13 protein-coding genes and 1 pseudogene are annotated in these 16,413 nt (G+C 48.4%); 6 read left to right on the plus strand and 8 right to left on the minus strand.

Features of this window, described 5'->3' with window-relative positions; genetic code table 11:
* Window positions 1-33 precede the first annotated feature (33 nt).
* From Q0200_RS00615 to Q0200_RS00630, 4 genes are all read right to left on the minus strand, one after another.
* A complete protein-coding gene (locus Q0200_RS00615) occupies window positions 34-633 on the minus strand; it encodes a phosphoribosylanthranilate isomerase (protein WP_297936593.1) in 600 nt (199 codons plus the stop codon).
* The gene (gene trpD / locus Q0200_RS00620) at window positions 630-2,243 is read right to left on the minus strand and encodes an anthranilate phosphoribosyltransferase (protein ID WP_297936595.1); all 1,614 of its coding nucleotides are present in this window, start codon (window positions 2,241-2,243) and stop codon (window positions 630-632) included. Before trpD ends, Q0200_RS00615 begins: the two co-directional genes overlap by 4 nt.
* 448 nt (window positions 2,244-2,691) lie before the next feature.
* Complete coding sequence (locus tag Q0200_RS00625) at window positions 2,692-4,059, minus strand: anthranilate synthase component I family protein (protein WP_297936597.1); 1,368 nt, start codon at window positions 4,057-4,059, stop codon at window positions 2,692-2,694.
* A 498-nt stretch (window positions 4,060-4,557) separates the two neighbouring features.
* Window positions 4,558-4,998 carry a DUF302 domain-containing protein gene (locus tag Q0200_RS00630; protein WP_297936599.1) on the minus strand — a complete coding sequence of 147 codons (441 nt, stop codon included), beginning with the start codon at window positions 4,996-4,998 and terminating at the stop codon, window positions 4,558-4,560.
* Window positions 4,999-5,068: 70 nt separating this feature from the next.
* Here Q0200_RS00630 and Q0200_RS00635 point away from each other — a divergent pair, with 70 nt between their 5' ends.
* Together Q0200_RS00635 and Q0200_RS00640 are read left to right on the plus strand one after the other, a co-directional pair.
* Window positions 5,069-5,344, plus strand: a complete 276-nt coding sequence (locus Q0200_RS00635) for a TSUP family transporter (RefSeq protein ID WP_297936602.1) — start codon at window positions 5,069-5,071, stop codon at window positions 5,342-5,344.
* Window positions 5,345-5,502: 158 nt separating this feature from the next.
* Window positions 5,503-6,255 (plus strand): sulfite exporter TauE/SafE family protein, encoded by a 753-nt coding sequence (locus Q0200_RS00640; protein ID WP_297936604.1) that lies wholly within the window; start codon window positions 5,503-5,505, stop codon window positions 6,253-6,255.
* 89 nt (window positions 6,256-6,344) lie between these two features.
* On the opposite strand, the gene Q0200_RS00645 is transcribed toward Q0200_RS00640, so the two are convergent.
* Window positions 6,345-7,844 carry a class I SAM-dependent methyltransferase gene (locus Q0200_RS00645; protein ID WP_297936606.1) on the minus strand — a complete coding sequence of 500 codons (1,500 nt, stop codon included), beginning with the start codon at window positions 7,842-7,844 and terminating at the stop codon, window positions 6,345-6,347.
* A 177-nt stretch (window positions 7,845-8,021) separates the two neighbouring features.
* Window positions 8,022-9,680: pseudogene (locus Q0200_RS00650) on the minus strand (DASS family sodium-coupled anion symporter).
* Between the two features lie 175 nt (window positions 9,681-9,855).
* Here Q0200_RS00650 and uvrA point away from each other — a divergent pair.
* The 3 genes from uvrA (at window position 9,856) to Q0200_RS00665 (ending at window position 13,623) form a co-directional block, all read left to right on the plus strand.
* Window positions 9,856-12,711, plus strand: coding sequence for an excinuclease ABC subunit UvrA (uvrA, locus tag Q0200_RS00655; protein WP_297936608.1), 2,856 nt, complete (start codon window positions 9,856-9,858; stop codon window positions 12,709-12,711).
* A 115-nt stretch (window positions 12,712-12,826) separates the two neighbouring features.
* Window positions 12,827-13,267 (plus strand): pyrimidine dimer DNA glycosylase/endonuclease V, encoded by a 441-nt coding sequence (locus Q0200_RS00660; RefSeq protein ID WP_297936610.1) that lies wholly within the window; start codon window positions 12,827-12,829, stop codon window positions 13,265-13,267.
* 227 nt (window positions 13,268-13,494) lie between these two features.
* Window positions 13,495-13,623 (plus strand): hypothetical protein, encoded by a 129-nt coding sequence (locus Q0200_RS00665; protein ID WP_297936612.1) that lies wholly within the window; start codon window positions 13,495-13,497, stop codon window positions 13,621-13,623.
* Window positions 13,624-13,715: 92 nt separating this feature from the next.
* Here the strand turns inward: Q0200_RS00665 and Q0200_RS00670 are convergent, their stop codons facing one another.
* On the minus strand, window positions 13,716-15,344 hold the full coding sequence (locus tag Q0200_RS00670) for a formate--tetrahydrofolate ligase (RefSeq protein ID WP_297936614.1): 1,629 nt from the start codon (window positions 15,342-15,344) through the stop codon (window positions 13,716-13,718).
* Between the two features lie 134 nt (window positions 15,345-15,478).
* On the opposite strand from Q0200_RS00670, the gene Q0200_RS00675 reads away from it, so the two are divergent.
* Window positions 15,479-16,075: a DJ-1/PfpI family protein gene (locus Q0200_RS00675; protein WP_297936616.1), complete on the plus strand. Its 597-nt coding sequence runs from the start codon at window positions 15,479-15,481 to the stop codon at window positions 16,073-16,075.
* Between the two features lie 114 nt (window positions 16,076-16,189).
* Here the strand turns inward: Q0200_RS00675 and Q0200_RS00680 are convergent, their stop codons facing one another.
* On the minus strand, window positions 16,190-16,411 hold the full coding sequence (locus Q0200_RS00680; RefSeq protein WP_297936618.1) for a hypothetical protein: 222 nt from the start codon (window positions 16,409-16,411) through the stop codon (window positions 16,190-16,192).
* Window positions 16,412-16,413 lie beyond the last annotated feature (2 nt).

Raw genomic sequence — 16,413 nt, forward strand, 5'->3', positions numbered from 1 at the left:
ACTTTTTATTATCCTGCTTTTGCTTTTGAAAATTTACGCCTTTATCAGCTCCAAAATTTTCTTTATTTTGTCGACCGATTTTATACCGTTTTCGTCCTCGACTTTTGAGTTTAGATCGAGCACTCGCGGGTTAAATTTGATTGCTTCGTGCGCGTTGTGCTCTCCGATACCGCCCGCCATGCCGAAATCAAATTTGACCGCACGCAAAATTTCCCAATCAAAGCTAATACCGTTGCCGCCGGCATTTTCGCCTTTGCAGTCAAAAAGCGGCATATCGCAAAGCGCGGTATCTACTGTAGGAAGCGCATCTAGCACGCTATAGACGCGCCAAACCTCTAGCCCCATCGCCTTTAAATTTTCGTACAAATTTGAGCTAACCTCGCCGTGGATCTGCGCGACGTCAAGCGAGACAAATTCGCAGATTTCCATTATCTCGCAGTCGCTTTGCCCGGCAAAAACGCCGACGCATTTTTTGCCGACCGCATGCACGATGTCCGCTATCTCGCGCGCCGTCTGAGTGCTTACTTGACGTTTGCTTTTAGCAAATATCGCGCCTAAAAAATCAACGTCCAAACTCGCCACGTCGCGCGCCTCAGCAGGCGTTTTGATACCGCAAATTTTAACCAGCGTCACGCTTCGCCTCGTATGTAGTCCTCGAAGTAGCGATAAACTTTACCGCTTTTTATCGCGTTCAGGATGACCTCTTTTGCCTGCGCGGGGCTATCCGCGACGCCTGCCGCATATAGCGCAAACATCGCGTTTAGCACGACGACGTCAAATTTCGGTCCGTCCAGCTCGCCTTTTAAAATTTGCTTTAAAATTTCGGCGTTTTGCTCAGGCGTGCCGCCCTCGATCTCGCTGTGAAACGCCCGTTTGAAGCCAAACTGCTCGGGCGTGATGCTGTACTCGCTGATCTGTCCGCCTCGTAGCTCCACGACGCGCGTCTCATCGCATAGACTGATCTCGTCAAGTCCGTCCTCGCCGCGAACTACCAGCGCTCGCTCGCGTCCTAGTAGCTGTAGCGTCTCGGCGTAGAGGCGCAAAACGGGCTTATGATAGACGCCTACGAGCTGATTTTTGAGCGCTAAATTTGGATTTAGCAGCGGGCCAAGTACGTTAAAAACCGTGCGGATACCTAGGCGCTGGCGCACTTCGCCCACTTCGCCCACTAACGGATGGAAAAAGGGCGCATGGAAAAAGGCTAAATTTTTATCGTTTAGTAGCTCGCGCTGTCGCAGGAGCGAATTTGAGCTATGAACGCCCAAAATTTCCAGCACGTCCGAGCTGCCCGATTTGCTAGAAACGGCCTTATTGCCGTGCTTTGCGACTTTGACGCCAAGGCTTGCGAGGATAAACGCGACGGTCGTCGAGATATTTATCGTTTTAAAGCCGTCGCCGCCCGTGCCGCAAAGGTCGATCATCGGCGAAGGATCGCGGTATGTTTGCGAGTATTTTAGGATGTTTTTAGCCAGGCTTGCTAGGCTTTGCGGATAGAGGCTTTTTTCGCTGATTAGCACCAAAAGTGCGGCTAGCTGCGTGATCTCGTACTCTTTGCTCGCGATGATTTCGCAAATTTGCTCAAAGTCGCGGTCGTCCAGGCGCTCGTTTTCTTGTAGTTTGATTAGAAACGGCTTGAGCGGGCGGATTTTAGGCTCTTTGGCGACTTCGGCCGCAGGCGTGGCTTCGTAGTTGATGAAATTTTCGATGATTTTTTTGCCGTACTGCGTGAAGTAGCTCTCTGGGTGAAACTGGATACCGAAAATCGGCCTGTCTCTCACGCTAAGCGCCATCACCACGCCGTCCTCGCTCACGGCTGTGGCCTGCAAATTTGACGGTAGCTCGTCCACGTAAAGCGAGTGGTAGCGCATGACCTCAAATTCGTCCGGCAGTCCCGTAAATAACGGCTCTTTGCGGCTGACTTTTATGAGCGAAGTTTTGCCGTGATAGGGCTTTTCTAGGCGTTTGATCTTTGCGCCGTAAACGAGTCCGATCGCCTGATGTCCGAGGCAGATACCAAGGATCGGCGCGGCGATGTCGCTTCGTAAAATCTCTAAACAAATGCCGCTATCTTGCGGGTGTTTTGGGCCCGGGCTTAGCACGATTTTGCTCGGATTTAGCCTGCGGATCTCATCCAGGGTAATCTTGTCGTTGCGCACGCAGCGCACTTCCTCGTCGGTTAGTTCGCGTAGATACTGCTCTACGTTGAATACGAAACTGTCGTAGTTGTCTATCAATAAAATCATTTCTTTCCTTTTGTACGGCTTGTCTTTTTCCTTTATACTTCGTTGGATTTAAATTTTACTCGGTCACTACCGACGAGGTAGCTCCCGTCGTAAAATTTAAATCCGCCTCGTCTAAAGGAAAAATACTTCGCCTTATCGTTTTATATTCAAATTTGAAGCCAAATTTACCCACCGAGACCCGCACCTTGAAAATGTTAAATTTTGTCTCTAAAAAATTTTTAAAATTTTACGACCGAAAAGCTTTCGCCTCCAAATTTCGTGCTAAGCGTTAGCGAAGCCGAAATTTGGTAGGTAACCGCTTTGAGCGAGTAATATTTTAAAAATTTACTTTCTGTAAAACTGAATTTTTGGGAGAGGAAGGGGGTTCTACTTACGAAGCGTCGCCCCTTCCTCTCCCAAGCCCTCTCTAACACCACTGCACGTGAGAGGTTGCTGCACTACGTGCAGGTCAAATTTCCCTTGCGTTTTTCGAAAACACGTTTAGTACCGAGGCGCGTTTTTTGCAAATTTCTTTATATTCGTATTCCGGCACGCTATCTATCACGATGCCAGCTCCTGCCTGCACGAAAATTTCGGCGAAATTTCCACCAAGCTCGCCGCACGTTAAATTTGACTCGTTTGCGCCGTCAAGGTGCGGGTTATGCCGGCCAGCATCAAATTTAGCGTCAAATTTACGCGCAAATATCGCGCTTCTAATTAAAATCGCCATTTGCGCGTCGCCGTTAAAGTGGAAAAATCCGATGCCGCCGCCGTAGGCGTTGCGCCTATAGGGCTCAAGCTCGGCGATGATCTCCATGGCGCGGATTTTCGGCGTACCGCTGAGCGTGCCTGCGGGAAAGATACTGCCGACCGCGTCAAATGCGTCTAGATCGTCCGCCTTCGCGCCGTAGACGTCGCTCACGATGTGCATCACGCTCTCGTAGCGCACTATGCGCATGGCGTTTTTGACCGCGACGCTTTTTGGCTTGCTGACGCGGCCGATGTCGTTGCGGGCGAGGTCGATGAGCATTTTGTGCTCGGCTAGCTCCTTTTCGTCGCTTAGCAGTTCGCTCTCGAGCGCAGCATCCTCCATCGCGTCCCTGCCGCGTCCGCGAGTGCCTGCGATAGGTGCGACGTAGATTTTGCCCTCTTTGATCTCGCAGACTAGCTCGGGGCTAGAGCCCGCGACGTCGCCGTAAGGTGTCGGAAAGTGAAACATATATGGGCTAGGATTTGCCTCGCTCAAGGCTCGGTAAAAATCCAAGCTATCCATGTCCGAGGCTAGTTTTAGCTGTTCGCTTAGCACGACTTGGAAGACGTCGCCGCTTTTTAGGTACTCTTTGGCGCGCTTTGCGATGTTTAGAAAATGCTCTTTTTCGCCGTCTAAATCGGTTAAAATTTTATATTTGTTCTGTCTTGTTGCGCGTTGTTCCTTGGCGGCTGCTTCGTCGTCTGCGCTAAATTTAACTAAAAAATCGTAATACCGCTCGCTATCGCCGTAAAAGCTGTAAATTTTGCTATTTTTATCAAAGTGCAGATAGGCGTGGGCGTTAGCGTAGAAAAAGTCGGGGAAATCGTACTGCGAGGCGTTAAATTCGGGTATTTTTTCAAAATATTTTATCCCGCCGTAGCCCAGCACTCCAAACAGTCCCGCAAAAGGGGCGTCAAATTTTTGAGCTTTAAAATAGCTCTTAAGCCCTGCAAAATCGGTCTGTTCGCTACTGATATACTCGCAGTCGATACCGACGATAGTCTGCGTCGTGTCCTCGGCGAGGTAGGAGTTGGCAAATCTCTCGCGGATCTTTTCGTAATAAAAAACGGGGCTCAAAAGTAACATAAAATATCCTTTAATGAGCGTAGATTATATAAAAATTAAGCTTAATTTTCATTTGACGGTGGCGTCAAAAAGCTCGCGTTCTAGCCTCTGCGCCGTATCTGGCCGTGACGCTTTTTGGCTTTCTGGTACGCAATAGATACAGGCGCGGATGCGAAATCGATGAATGTTTTGCGTTTGGATTGTTTTTCTCGCCGAGTAAATCGCTATTAAGTGCAGTATATTTATAGCGTTCTCGCTGTGGACGTAACGCAGATTTTCCTTCTTTGATCTTGGCAGATCGGCTCGGGACTATAGGGCCCGCTACGTAGCCGTAGTGGGCCGAAAATAGGGGCGCATTCGGGTCTTGTAACCAAACTAGAGCGTTTGTTGGTAGCAGTCGAGACTATTCACATGCGATTTTTAGATAATTTTGTCATCAATAAATCAGCTAAAATTTTTTGCGCATTGTTCACGATACGCGCCTTGCGAAAACAGACTATCAAGATAGCTAGAAAAGATTTACTTTGTCATATCGTTTAGTAGATTTGCTTGCGCTGCGCTTAGTTTGCTCACCGCTTCGCACTCCTGCGCACCGTATCTAGTAGCGATATCTTTTACGTCCTCGTACGCGATCACGGTTTTGTCGCCATCTTTGTAAAACAAAAATTTAAGCGGCATCTCAAGCGCAATCTTGGGCTCACACTGCATCAAAAGCGTGCCGACTTTTGGCGAGCCTACTATCACCACCGTTGTATCGGCCATCTTAAGCCCCACTTTATCCGCTAGTTTTGAGTGTTCAATCACGTCAAATACCGTTATATTGCGAGACGCTACGACTTTTTCAAATTTTTTTACCGCTTCGTCCACGCTAAGATCGCTTTGTGCGGTGGTCAGGTGGGACGCGTTTAGTGCGCCAGCCAGTGCGGTAGCAGCCGCGAATGTAACTATAGATTTCTTCATATTTTATCCTTTAAAAAACGATAATTATAAATTAAAACAGTAAATGTTAAAGTCATGGCAAGGAAATAAAATGCAAGAAATGATCTCTTTTTTGAGTTTACGATACATTCTTATCGGTGTGGCCGTAGGTTTTATCAGTGGATTTTTCGGTATCGGCGTCGGCATCGTCGTAGTGCCTACGGCGATGTTTTTTGGCTACGATATCAAATATGTTATCGGCGTTAGTATCATTCAGATGATCTTTAGTTTGATATTTGGTTCGTTCGTAAATTTTAAAAACAAAATTCTAGATGTCGCGCCTGCGCTGGGGATTTTTGCCTGCGGCGCGCTTAGTAGCGGCTTCTAGCTCTAGCTCGCTTTGACCTGCCGTGACGCCGGCAAAGGCCAAATTTAACCCCGCAAAAATCATCAAAAACAATCTTTTCAATAACTTCCCTTTTTTAAATTTTAAAATTAATTTTACCCAAAAACGGCTAAAATCGGATTTTACTTTAAGGCGAGATTATGGAAATTTTATCGGTTGCGTCGATCGGATACGTATGTTTGGGGCTATTTGTCGGCTTTTTGTCTGGATTTTTGGGCATCGGTGGCGGCGCGGCAGCCGTGCCGATACTCGTATTTTTGGGCTTTGACGTCAAATACGCAATCGGCGTAAGCGTCCTTCAGATGGTATTTAGCTCGGTTTACGGCTCGCTTTTAAATCTCAAAAACAAGACCGTCGATCTAAAGCCCGCCCTGGTGCTCGGCATCGGCGGCTTTTGCGGGGCGAGCGCGAGCGGCTTTATCGTAGCGAGCGTTCCGTCGAAATTTTTGCTGCTTACGCTTATCTGCATTCAAACTTTTAACGTTATTAAGCTGTTTTTTAAAAATCCTGAGCCAAAAGGCGCGCAAAATCCCTCTCTCGTTCCGCTTTTTTTCGTCGGGCTTTTCGTCGGCGCGGTGGCTATCAGCGTGGGTATCGGCGGTTCGGTCATCATAATGCCTGTCTTGATAAATTTTCTTAATTACGATATAAAAAAGGCTGTCAGCACTGGACTATTTTTCGTGATATTTTCGTCGATTTCTGGTTTTATTAGCCTCGCCTCGCAAGGACTCGTGCAGTACGAAGTGGGCGTTTTGGTCGGTATCGGCTCGCTTATAAGCGTGAGATTTGGCGTAGCTTTAGCGCAAAAGATCGACCGCACCGTCCAAAAAAGATGCCTGCTTGCGCTTATCTCCACGACGCTAATTATAATGATAAATAAGCTTTTTGCTTAAATTTGAGTTTATGGATTTAAAACAATACGATTAAATTTGCGAGAAATAAGGGAGCGGGGCAAATTTACCCCGCCCGTCTTCAAGTAAAATCAGAAATTTTCTAAAAATCCGCCGTCGATTAGCTTTAACTCAAGGTCTTTTACGTAGTTTTCGGCTGCTTTTTGGTATTCGTTTTTGCTGACGGTTTTTATTGCTTCGCCGTTTTTGAGGGCAAACTCCAGTTTACGATCTTGTGCGAATTTTGCCGTTTGCTTTACGATATTTTCGGGCGAGTTTTCGCCGTTAAATTTAAGAGCGATAAAGGCATCAAACTGAGAAAAATTTGCCGGTACGTTTAGTTCGTCAGCGATTTTGATCACCGGTTCATCTGCGGCACTAAAATACTCAAAATATCCGCGTACCCGCTCTTTTAGGCGGCTTTTACCTACTTCGTAAACGACTTTTGGTCGCTCGTAGGTCGTTAGCTTAGCGCAGTCTGCGGCTAAAATCTCCATAAAGCCAAAATACGCCGATTTTACCGCATTTTCGTCGTCTTTTAAAAGCGCTGCGACGTCGGCAAAATTTACGCTTGCCGGATAAACGTCGTTAAAGACTTGATAAAGCCAGTCGTACTCAGGCTTCATCGCGATATTTTTGATGTTTAGGTAGCCGTTTTTCGTTTTGCTAAAGTCTGCCGATATATGCAGCTTGCAAAGTTCGTCCACGCCGATATTTACGCTAAAATCGTTTGGAACGAGCTCTTTGTGCACTATCATACTGCGTCTGAAAATATTATTGGTTAAAAAATCAAGCATCTGCTCTTTTTCGATACGCGAGCTAAAATTTGCGTCTATATACGAGTCAAACTCTTCCAGCCCCAAATTTGACTGAAAAACATCCTCGAGTCCGACTTCGGCAAGATATGCTAGGTCATTTTTCTCTAGACTATTTGCAAAATCTTTAAAATAAATCGGATTATTAAAAGCTTCCAAATACTCGTGAGCTATGTATGAGTCGTTCATCGTTAGAATATAATCAATATGAAATTTTAGACTTTCGAAATTTACAAAAATTTGACTCGCATTGCCGTCTTTTTGGCAAAATTTGGCGTATTCTCCCAGCACCTTTAAAAGCTCTCTAGCCTTAGCTACCTTTGCGGTTTCTCCCTTTATGTCCTTGGTGCCAAACATTAAAAAATCTCTGATCGTATCCTTGATCTTCCAGCCCGGGTAGACGTTGTAGCTCACGTAAGCGACGCCGTTAGGACTCAAAAATCGCTTGATGGTTTTTAGGATCGCGTCCTTTACGATGCCCGGCACCCAACTATAAACGCCGTGGCAGATGATGTAGTCAAATTTGCCGTAATCTCTCACATCCGCATCCGTAAAATCGCAGATATCTTTTGCTTTAAATTCGATATTATCCACGCGCATTTGTGCGGCTAGCTCTTTGGCTTTATTTATCTGCACTTCACTTAGATCTATGCCTAGCACCTTTGCTCGCGGATTTGCGATGGCAAAAGGAAATAAATTTCCGCCGTAGCTGCAGCCGATTTCAAGCACTCTAGCCGTTTTGGACGGTGGCGGAGTTAGCGATAAAAACGAAGCCAAAGCCTCAAGTCGCGCAGGCGAAGTTTCGGGGAAAGCGGCCGAGATATATGGAAGCTCGTCTTAGGATTTTTGGATGTCGTTCATTTTAAGGCCTTAGGTTAAAATATTTTTTACGATGATACAGCAACGCCTATTAAATAAGGGTAAATTCGGGCGGTCACAACAGCCCGAATTTGATTAAAATTTAAGCCCGAAAACAGCCGAAGCGATAAAGACGACAGTTGCCGTGATAAGAAAAATGCCGATGATATTTAGCCAGATTCCAGCCTTTATCATCGAGCTGATTTTTACGTAACCAGAGCCGTATGCGATGGCGTTTGGCGGCGTGGCGACGGGCAGCATAAATGCAAACGTAGCTGCCATAGCGACCGGGATCGTAAATAGCATCACGTTTGCGCCGGTATAGCCAAGCCCCGCGCTAACACCTGCGATAACGGGCAAAAAGGCCGCTGCGGTGGCGGTGTTTGACGTGATCTCGGTGAGGAAAATAACGAGCGTTACGACGGCCATGATGATCGCCGCGATAGGCAGCGCGCCGAGTGCTGAGACCTGATGTCCGATCCAAAGTGACAGTCCGCTGCTGCTAAACTGCGCCGATAGCGACAGTCCTCCGCCAAAGAGTATGAGGATATCCCAAGGTAGCTTTTTAGCGCTATCCCAGTCGATGAGACGCTCGCCGCTTTTGTTTGCGGGTACGATAAATAGCAAAATCGCCGCACTCATTGCGATTATCGCGTCTAAGCTGGCGATTTTTACGTCAAAGGACTTTAGGATAAAACCTAGCGATATCCAGCACGCAGCCGCCGCTACAAATATGACTCCGACAAGCTTTTCGGGCGTGGTTATGGGGCCTAGTTTATCTAGCTCGTCTTGGATCACTTTTTTGCCGTTTGGTATCTCGCCGATTTCTGATTTAAAGAGTACGTAGGTGAGCAAAAACCAGCACGCTGCAAGCATAACGACGCTAAGCGGCACGCCCACTAGCATCCACTCAAAAAAACCGATCTCGATGCCAAATTCGTTTTTCATGTATGCGACTAGAAGGGCGTTTGGCGGAGTGCCGATGATGGTGCCAACCGAGCCGATAGAAGCGGCGTAGGCGATGCCTAGCATCAGCGAGGTGCCAAATTTGAGCTAAAGGTGCTCGTTTTTTCTTTTATCTCCTTTGCGATGTCGCGGCCTTTGTGGAATACCGTATTCATAAAGCCGCCTTGCACGCCTTTGCGTGAAATTTCGTCCAAATTTGCCACGTCCTCGATCGCCGTAAACGTCCATTTCTGTGTCGTTAGGCGTCCGACCAAATGCAGTACGCTAAGACCCACAGGTAGCATCATTATGGCAGTTGCGGTATTGCTCACCCACATGGATAAAAACCCTGTCGCCACCATAAATCCAGCCACCAGCCGTCTCGGGCTCGTGCCAACTAAAAGCACGATGCCAAGGGCGATTCTAGTGTGCAGATTCCACCTTTGCATAGCAAGGGCTAGCACAAAGCCGCCCATAAAAAGATAGATAGTGTCCGAAGCATACGGCGCGGCGACTACCTTAAACGCATCGACGCCAAGCACCGGGAAGGCAACCATCGGCACCAGGGCGGTTGCGGGCAGGGCGATTGGCCTCGGTCATCCACCACGCCGCCATCAGTGCGGCTACTGCGGCAACGACGGGCATAGCTCCTACATGCAGCTTTTTGCCCTTGGCCGCAGCTAGAGCGATGTCTCCTGCGTTTGCGGGGAAGATTTTATAAACCCAAATCGCTAGCAAAACGCCTAGCACCAGCCCGATGAGCTCGACACGGTTTGTTCTTCTGTCTATAGGAATGTTTGGATTTGCCATGATAACTCCTATGCTTGGGATAATTTATAATACATCCAAAAAGCTTATAGCTTAAAAAATTCTTTTGCTTTAAAATTGATTTTTTACTAAAGTGTTGATAAAAGTAACAACGATTTTAGTTAAAGCGATTTTGGGTATAATTACGGGTTAAAAATTTAAAATCACGGAAGCGAAAATGAACGCAAACGACACCATAAAAATCACGGGCGCGCGCGAGCACAACCTGAAAAATTTAAATTTAGAAATCCCAAAAAACAAGCTCGTAGTTTTCACCGGACTTAGCGGCAGCGGCAAGAGCACGCTAGCGTTTGACACGCTTTATGCCGAGGGACAGCGCAGATATATGGAGAGCCTTAGCAGCTACGCTAGGCAGTTTCTAGACCGCGTAGGCAAGCCCGACGTAGATAAGATCGAAGGCCTCACGCCAGCCATCGCGATAGATCAAAAAACTACGTCCAAAAACCCGCGCTCGACCGTGGGTACGATAACGGAAATTTACGACTATCTGCGCCTTCTATACGCTCGCATCGGCATCCAGCACTGCCACAAATGCGGCAAACCGATCTCTAAAATGTCGGCTAGCGATATCATAAACGAGATCCAAAAGCTCCCCGAGGGCGCCAAAGTCGTCATCTACGCTCCGCTCGTGCGCGAGAAAAAGGGCACATGGGCGGATCTGATCGAAAATTTACGCGGCAAAGGCTACGTGCGAGCCCAGATAGACGGCGTGCAGGTGAGATTAGACGAGGAGATCGAGCTAGCCAAAACCAAAAAACACACGATAAAGCTCATAGTAGACCGCATCGTGATAGACGCGGATAATGCGCAGCGCCTAGCCCAAGACGTAGAAAAAGCGCTGGGTGAAAGCTACGGCGAGGTCGAGATCGAGATCGCAAATGCGCAGGAACTCGGTCTAAAAGAGAGTTTCATCCACTACAGCGAGCACTCGGCGTGCTTTGATTGTAAAATTTCATTTACGCCGCTCGAGCCGCTTAGCTTTAGCTTTAACTCTCCAAAAGGCGCGTGCGAGAGGTGTGATGGTCTTGGCATCAGATATAGCCTGGATCTCACCAAAGTGATCGACGAAGAAAAAAGCATCGAAGGCGGTGCGATAAAGCTTCTTTACGGCTACAACATGAGTTATTATTATAAATTTTTGCTAGCTTTTTGCGAGCAAAACGGTATCGACGTCAAGCGCCCGTACTGCGAGCTTAGCGAGGACGAGAAGCGCCTCGTACTCTACGGCAACGTAAAAGAGGTCGAGTTTTTCTGGAAGAAAAACAAGCTACTGCGCAAATTTGAGGGCGCGCTAAAGATCACGCACGGACTGCTAAAGGACTACAAGGACTTTGACGAATACATGAGCGAAAAGGTCTGCGACGACTGCGGCGGACACAGGCTAAAGCCTCAAAGCCTAGCCGTCAAGGTCGCAGGGCGCGGTATCGGCGAAATTTTAGATATGAGTATCGAAAATTGCACCGCGTTTTTCTCGGACGAGTCAAATTTCAGCTACCTTAGCGAATACGATAAAACGATCGCAAAGCCGATATTTAAGGAGATAAACGAGAGGCTGTTTTTCCTCTACGACGTGGGGCTTGGCTACCTATCGCTCGGACGCGACGCGCGCACGATCAGCGGCGGCGAAGCGCAAAGGATTCGCATAGCAAGCCAGATCGGATCGGGCCTTAGCGGCGTGATGTACGTGCTAGATGAGCCTAGCATCGGTCTGCACGAGCGAGATACGCTAAAGCTCATAAAAACCCTGCGAAATTTGCAAGCCAAAGGCAACTCGGTTATCGTCGTCGAGCACGATAAAAAGACGATCGAGGAGGCCGACTACATCGTGGATATCGGGCCTGGAGCGGGGAAATTTGGCGGGCAGATAGTCTTTGCCGGCGACGTGAAAAGCCTGCTTGGCTCAAGTACGCAAACCGCGCTTTACATAAACGGCGAAAAGGAAATCGACTACCGAAAAGACCGAAAAATCGACACGTGGCTTGAAATCTCAAACGTAAATATCAACAACATATCAAATTTAAGCGCGCGCTTTCCGCTACGAAATTTAGTCGGTATCACGGGAGTTTCGGGCTCGGGCAAAAGCTCGCTCGTGTTGCAAACCCTGCTGCCTGAAGCCCAGGAACAGCTAAACCGAGCTAAAAAAGTAAAAAAGGTCGCGGGAGTAAATTTGAGCGGACTAGAAAATCTAGACAAAGTGATCTACCTCGATCAAAGCCCGATCGGACGCACTCCGCGCAGTAATCCAGCCACCTACACGGGCGTGATGGACGAGATCAGAGGGCTTTTTGCGCAGACTAAAGAAGCCAAACTGCGAGGTTACAAGATCGGCAGGTTTAGCTTTAACGTCAAGGGCGGACGCTGCGAAAAGTGCCAAGGCGAGGGCGAGATCACGATCGAGATGCACTTTTTGCCAGACGTAAACGTCGTCTGCGACTCGTGCGGCGGCACCCGCTACAACGCGCAGACGCTAGAAATCCTCTACAAAGGCAAAAGCATCGCCGACGTGCTAAATATGAGCATCGACGAGGCGGTGGAGTTTTTTAAATCCGTGCCCAAAATCGCTAGCAAACTAACGACGCTGCAAGACGTGGGACTAGGCTACATCACGCTGGGGCAAAACGCCGTGACGCTAAGCGGCGGCGAGGCGCAGCGCGTAAAGCTCGCAAAGGAGCTCAGCCGCTCGGACACGGGAAATACGCTCTATATCCTCGACGAGCCGACCACGGGGCTGCATTTTGCCGACGTCGATAGGCTCGTGCGCGTGCTGCACCACCTGGTCGATCTTGGCAACTCGGTCTTTGTAATCGAGCATAACCTAGACGTCATCAAAAACTGCGACTACATCGTCGATATGGGGCCTGAGGGCGGCGCAAAGGGCGGTAAAATCATCGCCGAGGGTAGCGTAAAAGAGGTCGCTAAAAATCACGCAAAAACGGGCAGTTATACGGGTAAATTTTTGGCTGAGGAGCTGAAAAATATGAAAAACGCGGCAAAAAAGGCGAAGAAAAAATAAGCGACGTTATGAGATTTGCGGTAGGCAAATTTGCGGTATAAATTTGACGATTTGCGGGCTTAACCGCGCTAAATTTGGCTAACAAAAACTGCGGTAAATTTAACGAAAGGCAACAATGAGGCTTTGGACGATAAGCTTTAAATATCTCGATGCAAAGGGGCTAGTCGCACTTTGGCGCGAGGCGCTGCTAGCTAAAAACGTGCTAGCTGGGCTAACTAGAGGCTATAAAAATCACCCGCAGCTTGACCGCTTTTATGCGCATGAAAATGCGTGTGAAGCGATAAATGCGTATCTGGCGGAGGTTTATGCGCAGGCCTGTGCTCGCGGCTATAAATTTGACGCGGCAAAAGTGGGTGAATTTAACGAGCGAAATTTAGCCAAAATAGCCGTCTCTCGCGGGCAGATAGAGTACGAATTTGCATTTTTGCAAGAGAAGCTAAAATCGCGCGACGTCAAGGCTTATGAGCGAAATTTAAGCGTAAAAAATATAGAAATCGCGAGTATCTTTAAAGAGGTCGAGGGCGGGATAGAGTTGTGGGAAAAGGTGAAAATTTAGTGCCGTTTCGTGCGTAAATTTTGGCTTGCTTACGCAAATTTGATTAAAACGCCAAAATACATTACGCTGATTTTGCCAAGATTTGCGGCAAATTTTGAGCGTCAAATTTAGATATTTAAAACGCCGTAAAATATCGCAAATTTGGTACTAGACCGATACGTTGCTTTGAGCGATTAAATTTGATTTTGCGTTTCGGCGACGTATGGACGGTAAGATAAAAATCTCGCATGAATAGCGCTGCGACAAAATATAAAATTTACGAGCTAGCGCGGGCGTTTGTTAAATTTATCGTTTTAAATTTGACGGCAAATTTAAAGGACGAAATGGTCAAATTTAAAAAGGCGAACCTGACGTAAAATCCCCGTCAAATTCGCCTTTGTTTTTCAGAAATCAAACTCCGCCGAGCCGCAAAATTCGCAATCAAATTTGACAAATCGGCGAGTTAAATTTACTCCGCTTTCATTTGCTCGGCAGCAGGCACTTTTGGTAGTCCCGGCATCAGCATAGTTGATCCGCTGACCGCCACGATAAAGCCCGCTCCGCCGCGGATCTCAAGCGCGCTAACCTCGAAGCTAAAGCCCTTCGGTCGGCCGAGTAGTTTGGCGTCCGAGCTAAAGCTATACTGCGTTTTTGCGACGCAAACTGGAAAGGCGTCAAAGCCTAGGCGCGAAATCTCGGCTAGATCAGCCTGCGCGCGCGGGCTAAAGACTACTTCTTTCGCGCCGTAAATTTTAGTCGCAATCTTTTCGATCTTGGTTTTTACGGGGTCGGCGGGCTCATATGTGAAGTTTATCTCACGAGCCGGTTTTTCGCAGATTTGCGCGACTTTTTTAGCTAGATCCTCTGTGCCCACGCTTCCTTTTAAAAAGCCCTCGCACACGCTAAACTCGGCCCCCGACTCCTCGCAAAGAGCGCGTACGTGGGCGATCTCCTCGTCCGTATCGGTTGCGAATTTATTTAGTGCGACGATGACGTTTTGATTGAAATTTTTTAGATTTTCTATGTGGGCTTTTAGGTTTTCGCTGCCTAGTTTTAGCGCGTCTAAATTTGGCTGCGAGATGCTGTCTTTGTCGCAACCGCCGTTATATTTTAGCGAGCGGATAGTGCTTACTAGCACGACGCATTTTGGCGCAAGTCCTGCGGTGCGGCACTTGATATCGAGGAACTTTTGCGCTCCAAGCTCTGCGCCAAACCCCGCCTCGGTCACGACGTAGCCCGCTAAATTTAGCGCGGTTTTGGTCGCGATCACGCTATTGCAGCCGTGCGCGATATTTGCAAACGGTCCGCCGTGGATGAGCACCGGCGTGCCCTCAAGCGTCTGCACGAGGTTTGGTTTTATCGCCTCTTTTAGCAGGACGCAGACGGCATCGGCGCAGTTTAGGGATTTTGCGCGCACGAGGCCGCCCTCTTTATCGTAGGCGACGACGATGTTTTCGACGCGCTCTTTTAGATTTTTTAGGTCGGTCGCTAGGCACAGGATCGCCATTATTTCGCTAGCAGCCGTGATTACGAAGCCGTCCTTGCGAGTAAATTTATTGCTCTTTTCAAGGCCGATTTCGATCTCTCTTAGCGAGCGGTCGTTCATATCCATGCAGCGTTTGAAAACGACGCGTGCAGGGTTGATATTTAGCGCGTTGCCGTGGTGGATGTGATTATCTAGCATCGCCGCGATGAGATTATTTGCCGAGGTGATAGCGTGAAAGTCGCCGTTAAAGTGCAGGTTGATATCCTCGCTCGGCGTCACCTGCGAGTATCCGCCGCCCGTCGCTCCGCCCTTTATGCCAAAAACCGGCCCCAGGCTCGGCTCTCTAAGCGCGGCGCACACGTGTTTGCCGATACGCGCTAAGCCGTCAGATAGCCCCACGGTCACGGTCGTTTTACCCTCGCCGTAGGGCGTCGGATTGGTCGCGGTAACTAGGATGAGGTTTGCGCCCGTCGCGTTACCTAGTCGCGGCTCGATCTTGGCTTTTAGCTTGCCGAAGGTGTCTAGCGCCTCTTCGCCTAGCCCCAGTTTTGCGCCGATTTTTACGATATTTTGCGGCTTTGCGCTCGCTTCTATTTCTCTGTCGCTTAGCATCGTCTTTCCTTAAGAATTTGATTTAAAATGATTTTGTAATTTTACCTCGTAAATGCGAAAAGTCTCATTAAATTTTAGCCGCTCGTAATCAAATTTGGGCTAAATTTGAAATTAAAATCAGCAAAGGGGCGACGATGAAGGCGGTGAACGTTTTGCTTTTTGAGGGATTTACTACTATGGACGCGCTGGGGCCAGCGGAGGCGCTATCTAGGGCGCTGGATGACGGGCGAAAGTGCTACGAGATAGAGTATTTTTCGGCTACTGGCGAACTCGTCGGCGGCAGTACTAACGCTAAAATTTGGACGCGAAAGCTAGATGAGATAGCTAAATTTGATATTTTGCTCGTGCCGGGCGGTTTTGCGGTTAGGGAGCTTGCGCATGAGAGCGAGTTTATCGCTATTTTGGGCGATCTAGCGGGCAGACACGATCACGTGATCACGGCGTGTACGGGCTCGGTTTTGCTAGCTAAAACAGGACTTTTGGACGGCATGGAGGCCACGAGTAACAAGCTATCGTGGCAGTGGGCGACCTCGGAGGCTCCTGGCGTGCGCTGGATACGCGGGGCTAGGTGGTGCGTTAGCGGGAAATTTTACACTAGCTCGGGCGTGAGTGCTGGTATCGACGCAGCTTTGGGTTTTATCGCGGATATGCACGGTCGGGACGAGGCGCAGCGTATCGCTCGGACGATGGAGTATGTCTGGAATAGTGACAAAAACGCAGATCTGTTTTAAAATTTAGTTTGTGGCGGCCGCTAAAATTGAGCGCTAAATTTAAGCCTAGTCAAATTTACCGCGCCTCGCGCCAAAATCGTAAGTTTTAAAACAAACGGCTCGTATCCTGCCCCGCTACCACAGCTTTAGGCAGACTTGCCCTATTATAACGGCGATGGGAGCTTTGTTTATGTCGTAGGTGTTGCTAGAGTTTGAACCAAAATCAGGCTTGACGACGTTGCCCTGTATCACCCAGGTGTTGCTTGAGTTTGCGCCGTATTTGGGCTTTAGCTCGTTGCTCTCGTATACCCAAGTGCCGTTGCCCGCAGACCTTCCGTCCCAGTTGATTTTCGGCATTT

Origin of the sequence: uncultured Campylobacter sp., from assembly GCF_938045225.1 — a bacterium.
Classification (GTDB): domain Bacteria; phylum Campylobacterota; class Campylobacteria; order Campylobacterales; family Campylobacteraceae; genus Campylobacter_A.